This window comes from Photobacterium iliopiscarium (genome assembly GCF_003026395.1).
Classification (GTDB): domain Bacteria; phylum Pseudomonadota; class Gammaproteobacteria; order Enterobacterales; family Vibrionaceae; genus Photobacterium; species Photobacterium iliopiscarium.
The window spans coordinates 55,924-74,263 of sequence record NZ_PYOO01000012.1 but is presented as its reverse complement, the minus strand read 5'-3'; the positions used below and the strand labels follow the sequence as shown (position 1 = coordinate 74,263).

The 18,340-nt window shown below is 41.6% G+C and carries 15 protein-coding genes; 10 read left to right on the top strand and 5 right to left on the bottom strand.

All coding sequences use genetic code 11. The features are described 5' to 3' along the window. Window positions 1-48: 48 nt before the first annotated feature. The gene (gene gspC / locus C9J51_RS15555) at window positions 49-924 is read right to left on the bottom strand and encodes a type II secretion system protein GspC (RefSeq protein WP_045040173.1); all 876 of its coding nucleotides are present in this window, start codon (window positions 922-924) and stop codon (window positions 49-51) included. Between the two features lie 284 nt (window positions 925-1,208). Between gspC and hslR the strand changes: the two genes are divergently transcribed. The 4 genes from hslR (at window position 1,209) to C9J51_RS15535 (ending at window position 6,806) form a co-directional block, all read left to right on the top strand. Beyond that, the gene (gene hslR / locus C9J51_RS15550; protein ID WP_045040174.1) at window positions 1,209-1,619 is read left to right on the top strand and encodes a ribosome-associated heat shock protein Hsp15; all 411 of its coding nucleotides are present in this window, start codon (window positions 1,209-1,211) and stop codon (window positions 1,617-1,619) included. Between the two features lie 153 nt (window positions 1,620-1,772). After that, window positions 1,773-2,651, top strand: coding sequence for an Hsp33 family molecular chaperone HslO (gene hslO / locus C9J51_RS15545; RefSeq protein WP_045036833.1), 879 nt, complete (start codon window positions 1,773-1,775; stop codon window positions 2,649-2,651). A gap of 326 nt (window positions 2,652-2,977) precedes the next feature. Beyond that, window positions 2,978-4,609 carry a phosphoenolpyruvate carboxykinase (ATP) gene (pckA, locus tag C9J51_RS15540; protein ID WP_045036834.1) on the top strand — a complete coding sequence of 544 codons (1,632 nt, stop codon included), beginning with the start codon at window positions 2,978-2,980 and terminating at the stop codon, window positions 4,607-4,609. A 172-nt stretch (window positions 4,610-4,781) separates the two neighbouring features. After that, the gene (locus C9J51_RS15535; protein ID WP_052668091.1) at window positions 4,782-6,806 is read left to right on the top strand and encodes an AsmA family protein; all 2,025 of its coding nucleotides are present in this window, start codon (window positions 4,782-4,784) and stop codon (window positions 6,804-6,806) included. Here C9J51_RS15535 and C9J51_RS15530 read toward each other — a convergent pair. From C9J51_RS15530 to C9J51_RS15520, 3 genes are read right to left on the bottom strand one after another with little or no spacing between them, the layout of a single operon-like run. Further along, a complete protein-coding gene (locus tag C9J51_RS15530) occupies window positions 6,713-7,642 on the bottom strand; it encodes a bifunctional GNAT family N-acetyltransferase/hotdog fold thioesterase (protein ID WP_045036835.1) in 930 nt (309 codons plus the stop codon). The genes C9J51_RS15535 and C9J51_RS15530 overlap by 94 nt on opposite strands. Before the next feature lie 60 nt (window positions 7,643-7,702). After that, the gene (gene dtd / locus C9J51_RS15525; protein WP_045036836.1) at window positions 7,703-8,140 is read right to left on the bottom strand and encodes a D-aminoacyl-tRNA deacylase; all 438 of its coding nucleotides are present in this window, start codon (window positions 8,138-8,140) and stop codon (window positions 7,703-7,705) included. A 12-nt stretch (window positions 8,141-8,152) separates the two neighbouring features. Beyond that, window positions 8,153-9,070 (bottom strand): virulence factor BrkB family protein, encoded by a 918-nt coding sequence (locus C9J51_RS15520; RefSeq protein WP_045036837.1) that lies wholly within the window; start codon window positions 9,068-9,070, stop codon window positions 8,153-8,155. A 145-nt stretch (window positions 9,071-9,215) separates the two neighbouring features. Between C9J51_RS15520 and C9J51_RS15515 the strand changes: the two genes are divergently transcribed. Then, entirely contained in the window at window positions 9,216-9,854 is a 639-nt protein-coding gene (locus tag C9J51_RS15515) for a DUF2959 domain-containing protein (RefSeq protein WP_045036838.1), read from the top strand. Window positions 9,855-10,006: 152 nt separating this feature from the next. Here the strand turns inward: C9J51_RS15515 and typA are convergent, their stop codons facing one another. Further along, window positions 10,007-11,836, bottom strand: a complete 1,830-nt coding sequence (typA, locus tag C9J51_RS15510) for a translational GTPase TypA (protein ID WP_045036839.1) — start codon at window positions 11,834-11,836, stop codon at window positions 10,007-10,009. A 599-nt stretch (window positions 11,837-12,435) separates the two neighbouring features. Here typA and glnA point away from each other — a divergent pair. From glnA to add, 5 genes are all read left to right on the top strand, one after another. Next, on the top strand, window positions 12,436-13,845 hold the full coding sequence (gene glnA, locus C9J51_RS15500; protein WP_045036841.1) for a glutamate--ammonia ligase: 1,410 nt from the start codon (window positions 12,436-12,438) through the stop codon (window positions 13,843-13,845). A 134-nt stretch (window positions 13,846-13,979) separates the two neighbouring features. Then, the gene (locus C9J51_RS15495; protein WP_045036842.1) at window positions 13,980-14,558 is read left to right on the top strand and encodes a DUF4124 domain-containing protein; all 579 of its coding nucleotides are present in this window, start codon (window positions 13,980-13,982) and stop codon (window positions 14,556-14,558) included. Window positions 14,559-14,698: 140 nt separating this feature from the next. Beyond that, a complete protein-coding gene (gene glnL / locus C9J51_RS15490) occupies window positions 14,699-15,751 on the top strand; it encodes a nitrogen regulation protein NR(II) (RefSeq protein ID WP_373455649.1) in 1,053 nt (350 codons plus the stop codon). A gap of 25 nt (window positions 15,752-15,776) precedes the next feature. Then, the gene (gene glnG / locus C9J51_RS15485; RefSeq protein ID WP_107275237.1) at window positions 15,777-17,189 is read left to right on the top strand and encodes a nitrogen regulation protein NR(I); all 1,413 of its coding nucleotides are present in this window, start codon (window positions 15,777-15,779) and stop codon (window positions 17,187-17,189) included. Window positions 17,190-17,321: 132 nt separating this feature from the next. Then, on the top strand, window positions 17,322-18,326 hold the full coding sequence (add, locus tag C9J51_RS15480; protein WP_045040176.1) for an adenosine deaminase: 1,005 nt from the start codon (window positions 17,322-17,324) through the stop codon (window positions 18,324-18,326). Window positions 18,327-18,340: the final 14 nt, after the last annotated feature.

Here is an 18,340-nt window from a genome sequence, read left to right as displayed (position 1 = left end):
CAAACTCCTGCGTTATCGCATATTCATTTCAAGCTAAGCACTAAGGCCTTATTGCAGCTCAATGTGGATATTATGTAACTGACCGTCACGATCAACCGTCAGTGTAAAATCAGTGGCTGAAGACAACTCACCCCAAAGTTTGGCCATAATTGCAGGATCGGTAAGGCTATTACCATTAATACTCACTGCAAGATCATTGGCTTTAAGACCTACCTGATCAAATAAAATTCTATTTTTACCCGGATTAACGCGATAGCCTTCAATTTGACCATCTTTTTTTACCTGAGATAAACGAATATAACTAAATAAGGATTGCGGCTCAGATAAAATTTCTTGTTTGATTTTGGCGAGCTCTGCTGTATTACCACGCGGTTTCTTTTGCTGCACAACAGCAGGGGTAGACGCTTTAGTAAATTTCAATCCCTCAAGCATCAAGGTTTCATCACGACCATTATTTCGAATAATTACCCGATCGTTATACACCGCAATTAAAGTTGCACGTGTGTTATCAATTACTTCATTAATACCGTAAGTATTTTGTTTACCGTTATTAGTGACCACAGCCAATGCTTTTGACGGAATAGAGCTCGCAACGACACCAACTAACGTTAACCGTAACTGCGTTTGAGGAGCATCTTGTTTAACGGGCTTTTTCGCAACGACCGCTGCATTTGCTTGATAGCGACCAAACAAATTTAAACTTAATAATTCATTGACGGGCAATTGCTGTTGGGAGGTGTTTACAGTAACCGCTAACGGTTGCCAGCGAGCAACTACAGGGGAAGGCTCGATAATAGACCACACTAAACGCCCTAAAACCCATGCCAATATCACTACTAAAAGATAAGTTAAAAGACGTGTGACAGATTGTAATGATAACGGACATTTGGTTGTTGCAGCAGTAAACCACTTTGAAGCAAGCATAGTGAAATCCATTGTTAAAATACCAACTACCATTAAACAGATAAGTGCAGTGCCGTTGCACTATAAAATTGAACTGACAATGATCGCCTGTTAATGACTGAAATACTATTTAATAATCCACACAAAACACCATAGTATCTAAGAATTTACTGATTTTTTGTAATAAATTCTTACTCAGTGATTGAAATCCTCGGCTAATATCACCATTTATACTAAATAGTCACATTACTGCGGTTATCTGTAGAATGTGATAATTTATCGTTTCAGCAAATAAAGGCACCGTAATGAAGCAAAACACCTCGAATCTTAAACAGGTTCGTCTGGATAAATGGTTATGGGCTGCCCGCTTTTACAAAACACGTTCAATTGCTCGCACTATGATCGATGGCGGTAAAGTGCAGTACAATGGTCAGCGATCAAAACCAAGTAAAATTATTGAACTTGGCGCAACGGTAAAATTACGTCAGAGTAACGATGAGAAAATAATCATCATTGAACAAATTTCTGACTGCCGCCGTGGCGCACCAGAAGCACAACTGCTCTATCGAGAAACGGCAGAAAGCATTACAGCCCGTGAACAGACGGCAAAAATGCGTAAACTCAATGCTTATGACAATCCAAGTCCAGAAAAACGACCGGATAAAAAGCAACGCCGCGACATTATGCGATTCAAAAATATTAACTCATCTGAATAAATAACTCAGTGCCAACCTATTAAATTATAATTTCAACAATGAGTGCTTTATTGCAACGGTTTAACCGCCTTGGTTGCGGCGTTGGCCATAAAGTAATTACTGTTCATTTTATCCCTTTATTGGGTTGGCTCTATAGTTGGAGAATACATACTCATGACAAACGATAGTTTAAACCGTTACCTTTTCGATGGCGCAGCCGTTCGCGGTGAATTGGTACAAGTAAGTCAAACTTACCAACAAATTATTGCGGATAAAAACTACCCAGCACCAGTAGCGACATTATTGGGTGAATTATTAGTAGCAACCAGTCTATTAACCGCAACCTTAAAATTTGAAGGTTCAATTACCGTTCAAGTTCAAGGTGATGGTCCTGTCAGCCTAGCGGTAATCAACGGTGATCATAACCAACAGCTACGTGGTGTTGCTCGCTGGAACGGTAATGTAGAAGCCGGAACAATTCATGACTTAATGGGTAAAGGTCACATGGTGATCACCATTACGCCAACCAAAGGCGAGCGTTACCAAGGTGTCGTGGGTCTTGATGGCGATACATTAGCGGAGTGTCTTGAAAGTTATTTCAAAAATTCAGAGCAATTAAAAACCCGCATCTGGTTACGTACTGGTGAAATTGACGACCAAGTAAAAGCCGCAGGTATGTTATTGCAAATTATGCCTGATGGTACGGGCACTGAAGGCGACTTTGAGCATTTAGAAGCGCTAACTGAAACCGTTAAAGATGACGAGCTGTTTACATTAGAAGCACAAGATGTGCTATATCGCCTTTACCACCAAGAACAAGTGCAATTATTTGAAGCACAACCGGTTAGCTTTGAATGTGGTTGTTCTCGTGAGCGTAGTGCTGCGGCCATCATGAGTGTTCAACCTCAAGAAATTGATAACATGATTGCTGAAGATGGCAAAGTATCACTGCATTGTGATTATTGTGGTACCAGCTATGATTTCGATAGTATCGATGTCGCCGCTCTACGTGACAATAGCGCAAATACTACTGATAGCGATCAAATTCACTAACCGCACATTTACCCCTTTCATTTAAAGCTGACCAATTAGGTCAGCTTTTTTTTGCCTTATATTCCACCCAGCCATCGCCACAACGTATATGCATTTATATTTCAACTTTAATTGTGCTTTTTTTGCAATCACCACGCGTAAATATTGACCATCATCACAACAAATAAAAATTAACATTTAAGCAAAATAAAACCTCTCGCCAACTCGACATTTTTACCTAAAATTAACATAACGATGGTTATTTTTTTGATGACCGTCCCTGATTTAGCGGTTTAGGGTTGCTAGCATGATTGACAGTCAAACAACATCTTACCCTAGGAGCACCAATGAGCACTACTTGTGTCGATAATAAGGTTGCAAACAACATGGATTTATCCCAATACGGTATTACCAATGTTTCAGATGTTATTCGTAACCCATCCTACGAAGTTCTTTTCAATGAAGAAACCAAACCAGAACTTGAAGGTTACGAGCGCGGTATAGTTACTGAGCTAGGTGCTGTATCTGTTGATACAGGCATTTTTACAGGCCGTTCACCACAAGATAAATTTATTGTGCGTGATAACACAACCAAAGATACGTTGTGGTGGTCAGATCAAGGTAAAAATGACAATAAAGCCCTAACCCAAACAGCATGGCTAGATCTTAAAGAATTGGTCACTAACCAACTATCGAACAAACGTCTTTTTGTTGTTGATGGTTATTGTGGTGCTAATCCTGATACACGTCTTTGTATTCGCGTGATCACCGAAGTTGCATGGCAAGCGCATTTTGTCAAAAACATGTTCATTCGCCCAACAGAAGCCGAGCTTGAAAATTTTGAACCTGATTTTGTGATCATGAATGGTTCAAAGTGCACTAACCCTAAGTGGCAAGAGCACGGCATGAATTCTGAAAACTTCACTGTTTTCAATCTTAGCGAAAAAATGCAACTCATTGGTGGTACATGGTACGGAGGTGAAATGAAGAAAGGTATGTTCGCAATGATGAACTACTTCTTACCCCTACAAGGCATTGCATCAATGCACTGTTCTGCCAACATGAGCCAAGAAGGTGATGTTGCAGTATTCTTTGGCCTTTCTGGTACAGGTAAAACAACTTTATCAACCGACCCTAAACGCGCATTAATTGGTGATGATGAGCATGGTTGGGATGACAACGGTGTATTTAACTTTGAAGGTGGTTGCTACGCAAAAACTATTAACCTATCAAAAGAAGCAGAACCTGATATCTACAATGCTATTCGTCGTGATGCTTTATTAGAAAACGTGACAGTACGCGGCAATGGTGCCATTGATTTTGATGATAATTCAAAAACTGAAAACACCCGTGTTTCTTACCCAATTTATCATATCGAAAATATAGTAAAACCAGTATCAAAAGGTGGTCACGCCAATAAAGTGATCTTCTTATCAGCAGATGCTTTTGGTGTATTACCGCCAGTATCAAAATTAACCCCAGAGCAAACTAAGTACCATTTCCTCTCTGGCTTTACCGCTAAATTAGCCGGTACTGAGCGTGGTATTACTGAACCAACACCAACATTTTCAGCCTGCTTTGGTAATGCATTCTTAACCTTGCATCCAACTCAATATGCAGAAGTATTAGTTAAGCGTATGGAAGCCGCAGGTGCTGAAGCTTACTTAGTCAATACAGGTTGGAACGGCACGGGTAAGCGCATTTCAATTCAAGACACACGTGCAATCATTGATGCAATTCTTGATGGCTCAATTGATGATGCAAATACCAAGCAAATTCCTATTTTCAACTTAACAATCCCAACATCATTACCTGGTGTTGATCCAACAATTCTTGATCCACGCGATACTTACACTGATCCACTTCAGTGGCAAAGCAAAGCTGAAGATTTGGCTCATCGCTTTATCACTAACTTTGATAAGTACACCGATACTCAAGAAGGCCAACAATTAGTCACTGCGGGCCCACAACTCGGTTAATTTAACTCCTCATTGAATTATCCGATAACAGCCTCTTTTATCAGAGGCTGTTTTTTTATAACTAAATTTCACCTTAACCCATCAACCAAAGCGCTTGCTAAAAAATATTTTTTCGCTCACCCTCAATAAGCCAATATCTTGATTTTATACTTTCAGCTTACGAGGAAAAACTATGCGACTGTTTAGCAAAGTAGTGCTTATTTTTATGTTAATCGTCGTCGTAAGCCTGACCACCATCATTGGGTTATTACATACACGTTATAATCAACCACTACTAAATTTTGTCCTCGCACAAATATCACCTTACCAAGTGTTCGCTAAAAAGATTGATTACGATATTCGAACACCTTATCAAGTCACATTTGAACATGCTGAGATAACACAACACCAACAGGTATTGATTAACGCTGATAGCATTCAATTATGGCTATCCAAATCAAGCCTTACCGACCACAAACTGATGTTTGACGGTGTTCAAATTAATAATCTCACCACCGCTAATATGCCACAGCTTAATCAAGCAGAACCAATAACCATCAAACGATTAATACTTAATAATACCAATATAGACACTCCTCAATTAACGATTAAACAGGGTTTAATTGAAATGGATAATTGGCAAACACCAGTATTGAACACACCGTGGTGGCAAAGTTTTAATGGCAATTTTAAAATGCGTGCGACCAGTATTAAGTGGCATCAAATTACCTTACAACAATTACTCATTAATGCGGATAAACACGATCACCAATGGCAATTTAATGGTATTTCAGGCCTGTGGCATCAAGCGACAGTCACCGCCCAAGCTCAGCTTGATAATCATAATCACCGTTTGACTGTCGACCAACTCACCATCAGTCGTTTTCACTTGCAAGACCAACAGCTATTCGACGCTTGGCAACAGCAATTCACCCAACCAATAATAGCCTTAAAAACCATTACATTTAATCGTATCGATGTGGTTAATAGCAGTATTGAATTACCACAATGGGGAGCTGATGATATTAATTTATCATTAGAGAATTGGCAGTGGCCACTCACCTACTGGCAGCAAAAAGACAGTCGCTTATCATTCAGTGCTAGCCATGCTCAATGGCAACAACTTAATTTTGAGCAACCTTTAGCTGAATTACAATTTATGCCCCAACAAATTATCAGTCACGGAATGTCAGCCCATATTATGCAAGGTTTTGTGCGGGTTGATGGCTGGATGGATCCACACCAGCTATTTATTAATGACCTAAAAGCCAGTGGTATTAAATGGTTTGTAGGTAAAAATTGGCACCAGAAGTGGCAACAATGGCAGCAGCCATACACCGGTGTGATAGCAAAAAAAATCAATATTAATAATAGTCAGATCACCTCATCAGCAACAACTATTCCGTTTCAATTAGCGGGGATTGATGTAGATGCACAAGACACGGTACTTAAACAAAATAATCAATGGGGATTATGGCAAGGTCAGGTTGAAGCTAACTTAGGCTTTGGCAGTATCAATCAAATTGTAATGAACCAAGCCATCGCGACCATGCACAGTAATGCAGGTCAATGGCAGTTAGATAAATTGGTATTACCGTTTAAACATGGCATGTTAAAAGCACGGGCAAGAATGTCACTTGAGAATCCACTTCGTCCATGGCAATTAACCATCATGGGCGACACCATGCCAGCACAAATACTATACCGCTGGTTAGCATTGCCACTTCCACTTACGGGAGCAATGGACACTCAAATAAAACTCAACGGTCATGCCAACAATTGGGCAGATTTTAATACTCACTTAACAGGCAGTGCTAATATTGCATTCCGCCAATTAGCTTTAACAAACATCACTCCCCAGCAATTATTGAACCAATGGCAACAACCGCATTTTTCAGCAATTAACCTGCCTGCCACATTAGAGACAGCAGCATCGTTACCACTATCAACCACCCCGCTGACACTAACAGCACAAGATGGCATTATTCAATTACCACTATCGTCCATCACAGGCGATGATTTTGGTCTAAACATAGACGGTCAATGGAACCTCGCTAATTCCAACCAACAACAATGCAAACTTACGCTCACAACGGACTGTAAAAGTTTAATCCGCAACTGGTCTCAGGGGGTATCCACCACCACAGTTAACTCGTCTTGTACGGGTAACACTAAATATGTTCCCGTAAAGGTTGATAAGACAGTTTTACCGCATTGAACATTGACATCAACCGTGATCCGTCCTTTGCGCTGTTGAGTAATTCGATCAAAATCACCGTGTAAATGCTCCAGCGTAGTGACAGCAATCGGACGCTCCGTTACCGGCGCGGAATATCGAATATGGCTATCAACCAGAATAATATTACCTTGTAAGCCTCGCTCTTTAAGTAGCAACCAAATAAAACCCCATCCGGCTAAGGTTGCCATCGTAAAAATACTGCCCGCAAACATAAATTCATTTGGATTAAGGTTAGCATTAAACAACGCACTCACCTCAAATCGATAGCCTGTATATTGATTAATTTTGATGCCCATTTTATCACTAATTGGAATTTGGCTTTGCCATAACGCCTGTAGCTCCTGACACCATTGTGGCTGACGAGCGACATCGGTAAGTGGCGGTAATAGTTTAACCATCTGTTGATGTCGCATTGGGCCATGCTCATCACTTAATTCACCTCGGCTCTCAAAACCATTTTTTATATAAAAAGGAATCGCAGCTTCACGAGCATTACACACTAGACGTTTCGCTCCGTCATAGCGTGCCAATGATTCAAGTGCCATTAAAATCATGCCACCTAAACCATGATGTTGCACGGTGGCATCAACAGCCATATAACGCACTTGACCTTCATTGTCAGGAGTAACATATAAACGTCCAATAGCCACCACATTGTCATCGTTATCAACAAGCATTCTATGCGCACTGACATCATCATAAGCATCACGCTCAGAGCCCAACGGCATTTGCCATGGTTGACGTAGCATTTGCCAACGAAAATGATAATAACGTGCAAACTGTTGTTCGGTTTGCGGAGTGACTAATCGAAACATGCATTCCCTCTCTTCTCAATCGTTTACAGCCATTAAAAGCGTAAATTCACAACCCTAGGTTTAAACCTGCAACCAAAACGTTACCGGTCCATCATTCACTAATGCCACCTTCATATCTGCGCCAAACACGCCAGTTTCAGTTACAATCGGTTGTGCCTTACATTGTTCGACAAAATATTGGTACAAGCGTTCAGCTTCAATCGGCGCCGCCCCAGTTGAAAATCCCGGACGCATGCCTTTTTTAGTGTCCGCCGCTAACGTAAATTGCGATACCACCAATACACTGCCCTGTGCCTGTTGAACATTAAGATTCATTTTATCGTCAGCATCACTGAAGATACGGTACCCCAACACCTTATCACGTAGCTTTTGGGCTTTGGCTTCATCATCACCTTTTTCGACCCCTAATAACACCAACAAGCCATTACCAATCGCCCCAGTTACTTTACCATCGACAGTAACCGTGGCTTCACTTACTCGCTGAATTAACGCTATCATTATTGTCCCTTCTTATTCTTTATTATCATGGTCACTGTTTGTCACCATGGTCGTTATCGATGCTTGAGATTGAGTGATATCCCAAAAACCACGCTCGCCGAGGCTAGCGGTGATCTCCGCACCCAGTAATACGATACACCAACATAAATACACCCACACAAACAAAATAGGGATCACGGACAGTGCCCCATAAATCATTTGATAAGAATGAAAATGTGCTAAATAAATCACAAACCCTTTTTTACTTAACTCAAACAAAATACTGCTACATAACGCCCCTAACAGCGCATGTTTAAATAACACCTTACAATTAGGCACTAGCGCATACAGCAATAAAAAAGCCAAACCAGACATCATAGAAGGAAGCCACTGTAATGATTGCTGTACCACACCATGTAACACTTGATGCTCAACAAAGACTAATGATCCAACATAGGTACTCAATGCAATACTTGAACCCAAAAGGATAGGGCCTAAAGTAAGGATCATCCAATACACCGCAAGGGATATGATCCAACGCCGTTTTTGCTTTACTCGCCAAATATAATTTAATGATTTATCAATTGAAGATATAAGCATCATCGCGACCACAAATAATGCCCCAATACCGACCATTGTCATTTTGCCAGCATTAACAATAAATTCATTTAGATATGTGGTCACGACTGCACCAGCCGCAGGTACAAAATGCGTAATAACAAATTGTTGTACTTGCGATCCAACCCCTGCAAAGGCGGGCACTACCGACAATGCAGAAATGATTACCGTCAACAACGGTACTAATGATAATAAACTCACATAAGCCATTGATCCGGCAATGACAGTTAAACGGTCATGATTGATGCGCTGAATTAAATAACCAAAATATTCCATGGTTCGCAGCAATCGTTGCCACAATACAAATTTCACAGGTTGTTTATTGTCAGCCATAATAGAAAATTCCACCTCTACGTTATGGAATACAGCCATGTTATTGTTGCATGCTGTAACTGTCGTTTATCTATTGAAATCGTTGCGTTAGCACTCTGTGGTAATATGATTTTTTCCTTTCGCATGTCTCAACAAGGAGCAAAACATGCCTTATTTTATTGCACTTTTTCTAAGTGTCAGCCTACTTTCTGGTTGTCAAACAGCTTATTACTCAGCCATGGAAAAAGTGGGTGTCTATAAACGCGATATCATGGTTGATCGCGTTGAAGATGCCAATCAAGCCCAACAAAACGCCCAAAAACAATTTACCAGTGCCCTTGATGGTCTAAAAGCACTAAACCAATTTGATGGTGGCGATCTAGAATCAGCTTATCAGGATATTGATAGTCAATATCAAAGCAGTGAAGCCGCTGTGAAAAATGTTAATGATCGTATTGCAGCGATTGAAGATGTTGCCAATGCGATGTTTGAGGAATGGCAGCAAGAACTATCATTGTATAAAAGCGCCAACCTTAAACGCGATAGCCAACGTAAATTACAAACAACAAAAGTATCTTACAATAAAATGTTAGCCGCAATGAAACGCGCTGAAAAGAAAATGGAGCCCGTTTTAGATACATTGCGTGATAACACCCTTTATCTGAAGCATAACCTTAATGCTGCGGCTATTGGCTCACTTCAGGGGCAATTTAATTCATTACAAACTGAAATCTCTGGTGCTATTCGTGATATGAACCATGCGATTGCTGAATCAAATCGCTTTATTGGTCATTTGAAAAAGTAACCCGTACTTATTACGATGATGTAACCATAAAAAAAGAGCTAACAATGTTAGCTCTTTTTTTTGTCTCAGGAATATTGGCACACGCCAGATACAACAATCCCCCGCTTGTTGCCAAGCGAGGGATTGTATTAGTAAGCGTCAGCTAGGGGTAATTACTTACCGCCACGACCTGAACGTTTACGATCGTTTTCAGTAAGAAGTTTCTTACGGATACGAATGCTTTCTGGTGTTACTTCTACTAGCTCATCATCATCGATGAATTCTAGTGCTTGCTCAAGCGTATACTTAACAGCAGGAGAAAGCGTTTGTGCTTCATCAGTACCAGATGCACGAACGTTTGTTAGCTGCTTACCACGTAGACAGTTGATAGTTAGATCGTTTGCACGGTTGTGCATACCAATGATCTGACCTTCATATACTTCATCACCGTGTTCAGCAAACAGACGGCCACGCTCTTGTAGGTTGAATAGCGAATATGTTACCGCTTTACCAGTACCGTTAGAGATCAATACGCCGTTTGCACGTTGACCGATAGTACCGCCCTTGTGAGGACCGTAGTGATCAAATGTGTGGTAGATAAGACCAGAACCAGACGTCATTGTTAGGAATTCTGTTTGGAAACCGATAAGACCACGAGAAGGCATCATAAAGTCCATACGAACACGGCCTTTACCATCTGGTGCCATGTCTTTTAGCTCACCCTTACGGATACCGATTTTCTCCATTACACTACCTTGATGCTCTTCAATTACATCGATAGTTACAATTTCAAACGGTTCCATTAGCTTACCATCTTCTTCTTTGATGATAACTTCTGGGCGAGATACTGCTAGCTCATAACCTTCACGACGCATGTTTTCAATCAGGATAGATAGGTGAAGTTCACCACGGCCTGAAACACGGAAACGGTCTGGACTTTCAGTTTCTTCAACGCGCAATGCTACGTTGTGTACTAATTCTTTTTGTAGACGCTCAAGGATGTTACGTGAAGTAACATACTTACCTTCTTTACCAGCAAACGGTGAAGTGTTTACTTGGAAAGTCATGGTTACAGTTGGTTCATCAACAGACAATGCTGGTAATGCTTCAACAGTGTTTACGTCACAGATAGTGTCAGAAATCTTAAGCTCGCCAAGACCTGTGATTGCAATGATGTCACCCGCTTTCGCTTCAGTAACTTCGTAACGCTCAAGACCTAGGTAACCAAGAACTGTACCTACTTTACCGTTACGCTTAGTACCGTCAGCACCGATGATAGTAACTTGTTGGTTTGGAGCAACAGTACCACGAGCGATACGAGCAACACCGATAACACCAACGTAAGAGCTGTAATCTAACTGAGAGATTTGCATCTGTAGTGGGCCATCAACGTCAACAAATGGTGCAGCAACGTTATCAACAACAGCTTGGAACAATGGTTCCATGTTCTCGCCAACTTCGCCTTCTTCCATTGTTGCCCAACCGTTTAGCGCTGATGCGTAAACAGTTGTGAAATCTAGTTGTTCGTCAGTTGCGCCAAGGTTGTCAAATAGGTCAAAGATTTGATCCATAACCCACTCAGGACGTGCACCTGGACGGTCAATCTTGTTGATTACAACGATTGGCTTAAGACCGTATGCAAACGCTTTTTGCGTTACGAAACGAGTTTGAGGCATTGGGCCGTCAACTGCGTCAACGATAAGCAATACAGAGTCAACCATAGACATGATACGCTCAACTTCACCACCGAAGTCTGCGTGTCCAGGGGTGTCTACGATATTGATGCGGTAGTCATTCCAGTTAATTGCTGTGTTCTTAGCAAGAATGGTAATGCCACGCTCTTTTTCGATATCATTAGAATCCATAACACGTTCTTCGGCTTCGCCGCGACCCTCTAACGTGCCAGATTGCTGTAGAAGTTTATCAACCAGGGTAGTTTTACCGTGGTCAACGTGAGCAATAATTGCGATATTTCTTAAGTTATCGATCGATTGATTAGACATTAGTTTCAGATTCACTCAGAACATGCAGCGTCTTAATAGAGGCTACTTGATTAAAAAAACGGCTCATAATTTAACAGATTTTACGCTAAAACCCACGAAATATGTGATTTATATCACCGGCTTTTTTACGATTTCTCTCTAGAGCCGCATTTTTACTCACTTTTTTGGCTATTTTTATTTTTTTCATACGCTTTATTCGTACGATAAATAAGTAATAATTCACCCAAAAGCATAATCAATGTTCTTTTTTACAACGTTTAGATAGCGCTAAATTAACAATAAAACCCAAAATTATCTACCTCACAGATTGACAATATTTAGCCTCATCACCATAGTAGTACGACTATTGAATGGATGAATGAATAAAGAGATCTTGCACCTCTTTCAATACATTCCAATGCTGCACCAAATTAGTGCGGCACCTCACCATAATAGTGCAAATAAGGATAGGAAAAAGTGCTTTAAATGCTATAAACACGCATTTCAGGGGCTTTTAAAAGTTGGCATGGTTTTCGCTTTAATACTTTTAGATTTGCTCATCACAGTATGAGCACAAAGTTTGCGGCCATCGCCCTAAATAACACCGGAGGTTACTCAAGATGTCAGTTGAAAACGTATTAGCACTGATCCAGGAAAATGAAGTTAAGTTTATTGACCTACGTTTTACCGATACCAAAGGTAAAGAACAGCACATTTCTATTCCATCTCATCAAATCGATGCTGATTTTTTTGAAGAAGGTAAAATGTTTGATGGCTCTTCTGTAGCTGGCTGGAAAGGCATTAATGAATCAGACATGGTAATGATGCCTGATGCAGCAAGTGCGGTACTTGACCCATTTACTGAAGACGCAACCCTAAATATTCGTTGTGATATTCTTGAGCCAGCAACAATGCAAGGCTACGATCGTGACCCTCGCTCAATCGCTAAACGTGCAGAAGAATTCATGCGTTCAGCAGGTTTTGCTGACAATGTTTTAGTCGGACCTGAACCAGAATTCTTCCTCTTTGATGACGTGCGATTTAATACTGATATGTCAGGTTCATTCTTTAAGATTGACGACATTGAAGCAGCATGGAACAGCGGCACTAAAATTGAAGGCGGTAACAAAGGTCACCGTCCAGGCGTTAAAGGCGGTTATTTCCCAGTCGCTCCTGTTGATTCATCACAAGACATTCGCTCTGCAATGTGTTTGATCATGGAAGAAATGGGACTGGTTGTTGAAGCTCACCACCATGAAGTCGCGACCGCAGGTCAAAACGAGATCGCAACTCGTTTCAATACATTAACCAATAAAGCTGATGAAATTCAGATTTATAAGTATGTTGTTCATAACGTGGCACACGCGTTTGGTAAAACAGCAACCTTTATGCCTAAACCACTGGTTGGTGATAATGGCTCAGGTATGCACGTTCACATGTCACTGGCTAAAGATGGTGTTAACCTATTTGCAGGTGATAAGTACGGCGGCCTATCTGAAATGGCATTGTTCTACATCGGCGGTATCATTAAGCACGCACGTGCAATCAACGCCTTTGCCAACCCTGCTACGAACTCATACAAGCGTCTAGTCCCTGGCTACGAAGCACCTGTTATGTTGGCTTACTCTGCACGTAACCGTTCTGCATCAATCCGTATTCCAGTCGTACCAAGTCCAAAAGCACGTCGTATCGAAGTACGCTTTGGTGATCCAGCAGCGAACCCATACCTAGCCTTTGCAGCAATGCTAATGGCTGGCCTTGATGGTATCGCTAACAAGATCCACCCAGGCGAAGCAATGGATAAAGACCTTTACGACTTACCAGCAGAAGAAGCTGCAGAAATTCCAAAAGTTGCAGAGTCACTACAAATTGCACTACAAGCGCTTGACGATGATCGTGAATTCTTAACTTCTGGTGGCGTATTCTCTAATGACTTTATTGATTCTTACATCACGCTAAAAGAGCAAGATGTAGAGAAAATCAATATGGCAGTACATCCATTAGAATTTGAACTTTACTACTCTGTTTAAGTAATATAATTACGACTTAACAGTCAAGATTTAGGCCTGCCTCACACGCAGGTCTTTTTGATCTTGCTACCACAACAAAAGCAGTAACAATAAAGGATTTATTGACCATCAAGGTCTTGCTGGAGAGTTAACGGATGAAACTCATTAATCTGGTATCAATGCTGTTATTGACAACAGCAGCGAGCGCCGCAGTAGCAACAACAACGATCTACTCTTGGACTGATGATAATGGCGTGGTCCATTTTAGCGACACTCCTGATACCCTACAAGCCAGCACCGTTGAACTATCCGTTACTGAAGTGCAGCACAACATTCAAGCAACTGAAGTAAACATCACTCAAGCTGACAATGTAGAACTCATATCAATCACCACTGAAGCTGAACCATCACTCCCCGCAGCAACGATTAGTTTATTAGCGCCAGTACATCAACAAACTATTCGCAGCAATGACGGTGATATCAAAGTACGAGCCGTCAGCAACCGTAAACTCAATAAAAAGCTTCAAGCGCAATTAGTTATCGATGGCAAAGTTAACGGTACGCCTCAAACAGAGCTAACATGGCAACTGACGAATATCGATCGTGGTAGCCACCAAATTCAAATCCAATTACTTAACAATGGCAAGATCCTTGCTTCATCAGAGAGTATCACGGTTTATTTACATCGCGTCTCACAGGCTCGTCCTAAAAATAGTCCAATTCAACCCCGTTAACGCCTATTTACAATAAATCCTGCCTGTTCACTATTAAACCGAGTACACTGCAATGCACCAATTTGGTGCATTGGCTAACAGCGACTGGCGTTCACTTATACGAACTATCTTTTGCTTAGCTATCGATAAGGATAATGATTGTGAATACCCGTTTTACGCCCATAATTCTCGACAATTTAGTCACTGCCATTGTATTACTCGATGAAGCGTTAGTGATTCGTTACGTCAATCCAGCCGCTGAACAATTACTGTCATACAGCAAACGACGCTTACTTGATTCACCATTACCAAAATTACTCCAATACAGCTCTCTCGATCTTAATCAAGTTAAAGCAACACTCCACAGCGGCCAAGGATTAGCGGACAGTGATGTGACATTTGTTATTGATGGCCAGCAACACTTACTCGGTGTAAATGCCAGTCCCATTTCATGGCAGAAGCAATTATTAATATTATTAGAATTAAAACCGATTGATCAACAACGTCGGATCAGTCAAGAACTTAACCAACACGCACAACAACAAGCAGCCAAAGAACTCGTTCGAGGCCTTGCCCATGAAATTAAAAACCCTCTCGGTGGTTTACGTGGTGCCGCACAATTACTTGAAAAAACGTTACCCGACAGCCGCTATCATGAATATACCCAAATGATCATTGCACAAGCTGATCGGCTGCGTAATTTAGTCGATCGATTATTAGGCCCACAACGACCAGGGGTTCGTAAAACAGATAATATTCATTTGGTGTTAGAAAAAGTGCGTCAGTTAGTCAACATTGAAACAGATGATACGATTAACATTGAACGCGATTACGACCCAAGTTTACCTGACATCAATATGGATGCTGAACAGCTTGAGCAAGCATTATTAAACATTGTCAGTAACGCAGCATTAGCATTAAAAGGTCAAGGTGGCGGTACCATCACATTAAAAACCCGTACCGCTCATCAAAGCTTAATTCAAGGTGTTCACCATCGCGTCACGGCAACAATTGAAGTTATTGATGATGGCCCAGGTATTCCGCCTGATATTCAAGACACGTTATTTTACCCAATGGTGACAGGCCGCGAAGGTGGTACGGGGTTAGGACTCTCGATAGCCCGCAACCTCATCGATCAACATCAAGGGAAAATTGAAGTCTTTAGCTGGCCAGGACACACCAATTTCACCATTCATTTACCGATTAAGTCATAACACAGACAACCATAGGAATTGTATTATGAGCAAAGGATTAATCTGGGTTGTTGATGATGACAACTCTATTCGTTGGGTATTAGAACGCACCCTCATCAATGCAGGCATGAAATGCGAGACTTTTGTTGACGCTGATAGCGTATTAGCCGCATTAGAGCGTAGTGTTCCTGACGTGCTCGTATCTGATATCAAAATGCCCGGTACTGATGGTTTTACGTTGCTCAAGACACTACAACAAGATTATGCAACGTTACCCGTTATCATAATGACAGCTCACTCTGATCTTGATTCAGCAGTTAATGCGTATCAACGCGGGGCGTTTGAGTATCTTCCCAAGCCCTTTGATATCGATGAAGCGGTCACCTTAGTTGAACGCGCCCTTAGCCATAGCCAAGAACAAAAACGTCAACAACAGCCCGTTATCGAAGCTAAGCATGTTCCAGAAATCATTGGCGAAGCGCCTGCAATGCAAGAAGTGTTTCGCGCCATAGGACGCTTATCACGTTCGTCAATTTCAGTGCTGATTAATGGCGAATCGGGGACGGGTAAAGAGTTAGTCGCACACGCATTGCATCGTCACAGTCCACGCAGTAATAACGCGTTTATTGCGCTTAATATGGCCGCAATTCCTAAAGATTTAATCGAATCAGAACTATTTGGTCACGAAAAAGGGGCATTTACTGGCGCCAATAGTGTTCGCCAAGGTCGATTTGAACAAGCTAATGACGGCACCTTATTTCTCGATGAAATCGGTGATATGCCATTAGATATTCAAACACGATTGCTACGTGTATTAGCCGATGGTCAATTTTATCGTGTTGGAGGGCTTGCGCCAATAAAGGTCAATGTACGTATTATTGCGGCCACTCACCAACATCTAGAACAACTAGTAGCGGCGGGGGATTTTCGTGAAGACCTCTTTCATCGCCTCAATGTTATTCGAGTACACCTACCGTCACTCAAAGATCGCCGCCAAGATATTCCTCAACTCGCGCACCACTTTTTACAACGTGCCGCTGATGAACTGAGTGTTGAAGTTAAATCACTCCATCCACAGACCGCAGAAAAACTGACCCAATTACCGTGGCCGGGTAATGTACGTCAATTAGAAAACATCTGCCGCTGGCTAACAGTAATGGCAAGTGGTAATGAAATACTACCATCAGATTTACCGCCAGAAATCATCGAAACAACAGTGACAACGCAAGCTAACACTCAACCTCAACACTGGCATCAAGGCTTAGAACGGTGGGCGCAACAGGCTCTACAGCAAGGCGAAACTGACTTATTAGCAGAAGCACTGCCCCAGTTTGAAAAGATTCTGCTTGAAACGGCCTTGCAGCATACACATGGCCATAAACAAGAAGCGGCAAAATTACTCGGCTGGGGAAGAAACACCCTCACTCGTAAGCTCAAAGAATTGCATATTTATGATTAAAATCCATGAGCACTGCACAATCCAATGGTGACGACAATTTGCACCAACGCACATTTATCTGCAACAGTGGTGAATGTCATTTAGCGATTGCGTATACTTACACCACCATTATCTTTGGAAAGTATAATAATCATGATAAACAAAGATCTTCCACTTACGGATATTCACCGCCATCTTGACGGCAATATTCGCCCTCAAACTATTTTAGAGCTTGGTCAGCAATTTAATATTATCCTGCCCGCAACAGAAATTGAAGCCTTGCGCCCACACGTGCAAATTGTTGAAGCAGAACCAAGTTTAGTCGCTTTCCTCAGTAAATTAGATTGGGGTGTAGCGGTATTAGGTGATTTAGAGGCTTGTCGTCGTGTTGCTTACGAGAATGTTGAAGATGCACTTAATGCTCAGATTGATTACGCTGAATTGCGTTTTTCACCTTACTACATGGCAATGAAACACAACCTGCCAATTGCAGGTGTGGTAGAAGCCATAGCTGATGGTGTTGCCGCAGGTTGCCGTGATTTTGGTATTAAAGCAAACCTCATTGGTATCATGAGCCGTACATTTGGTACTCAAGCTTGCCAGCAAGAACTTGATGCGCTACTTAGCCATAAAGACCAATTAGTGGCGATTGATCTTGCCGGTGATGAACTTGGTCAACCGGGTACCCAATTTATCTCACACTTTAAACAAGTTCGTGATGCAGGGTTACAGGTAACCGTTCATGCAGGTGAAGCAGCAGGACCTGAAAGTATGTGGCAAGCGATTAATGAGCTTGGTGCCGTCCGTATTGGTCATGGTGTTAAAGCGGTTAACGATCCTAAATTAATGGATTACCTTGTTGAGCATCGTATTGGTATTGAATCTTGCATTACTTCTAATATTCAAACCAGTACTGTAGCAGACATTACTCAACACCCTGTTAAAGCTTTCCTTGAGCACGGTATTTTAGCTTGCTTGAATACTGATGATCCTGCGGTTGAAGGGATTGAGCTGCCTTACGAATATGAAGTTGCTGCACCTAAAGTCGGTTTAAGCACCGCCCAAATTCGCCAAGCACAAATCAATGGACTAGATCTAGCATTCTTATCTGCGGCAGAAAAGCAGGCGCTACGAGATATCGCCAGCAAACGTGGTTAATCACAACAAGTCAT

Coding starts and splice junctions, on each gene's coding strand:
- gspC (WP_045040173.1), bottom strand. CDS start 924: ATGCTTGCTTCAAAGTGGTTTACTGCTGCAACAACCAAATGTCCGTTA.
- hslR (WP_045040174.1), top strand. CDS start 1,209: ATGAAGCAAAACACCTCGAATCTTAAACAGGTTCGTCTGGATAAATGG.
- hslO (WP_045036833.1), top strand. CDS start 1,773: ATGACAAACGATAGTTTAAACCGTTACCTTTTCGATGGCGCAGCCGTT.
- pckA (WP_045036834.1), top strand. CDS start 2,978: ATGAGCACTACTTGTGTCGATAATAAGGTTGCAAACAACATGGATTTA.
- C9J51_RS15535 (WP_052668091.1), top strand. CDS start 4,782: ATGCGACTGTTTAGCAAAGTAGTGCTTATTTTTATGTTAATCGTCGTC.
- C9J51_RS15530 (WP_045036835.1), bottom strand. CDS start 7,642: ATGTTTCGATTAGTCACTCCGCAAACCGAACAACAGTTTGCACGTTAT.
- dtd (WP_045036836.1), bottom strand. CDS start 8,140: ATGATAGCGTTAATTCAGCGAGTAAGTGAAGCCACGGTTACTGTCGAT.
- C9J51_RS15520 (WP_045036837.1), bottom strand. CDS start 9,070: ATGGCTGACAATAAACAACCTGTGAAATTTGTATTGTGGCAACGATTG.
- C9J51_RS15515 (WP_045036838.1), top strand. CDS start 9,216: ATGCCTTATTTTATTGCACTTTTTCTAAGTGTCAGCCTACTTTCTGGT.
- typA (WP_045036839.1), bottom strand. CDS start 11,836: ATGTCTAATCAATCGATCGATAACTTAAGAAATATCGCAATTATTGCT.
- glnA (WP_045036841.1), top strand. CDS start 12,436: ATGTCAGTTGAAAACGTATTAGCACTGATCCAGGAAAATGAAGTTAAG.
- C9J51_RS15495 (WP_045036842.1), top strand. CDS start 13,980: ATGAAACTCATTAATCTGGTATCAATGCTGTTATTGACAACAGCAGCG.
- glnG (WP_107275237.1), top strand. CDS start 15,777: ATGAGCAAAGGATTAATCTGGGTTGTTGATGATGACAACTCTATTCGT.
- add (WP_045040176.1), top strand. CDS start 17,322: ATGATAAACAAAGATCTTCCACTTACGGATATTCACCGCCATCTTGAC.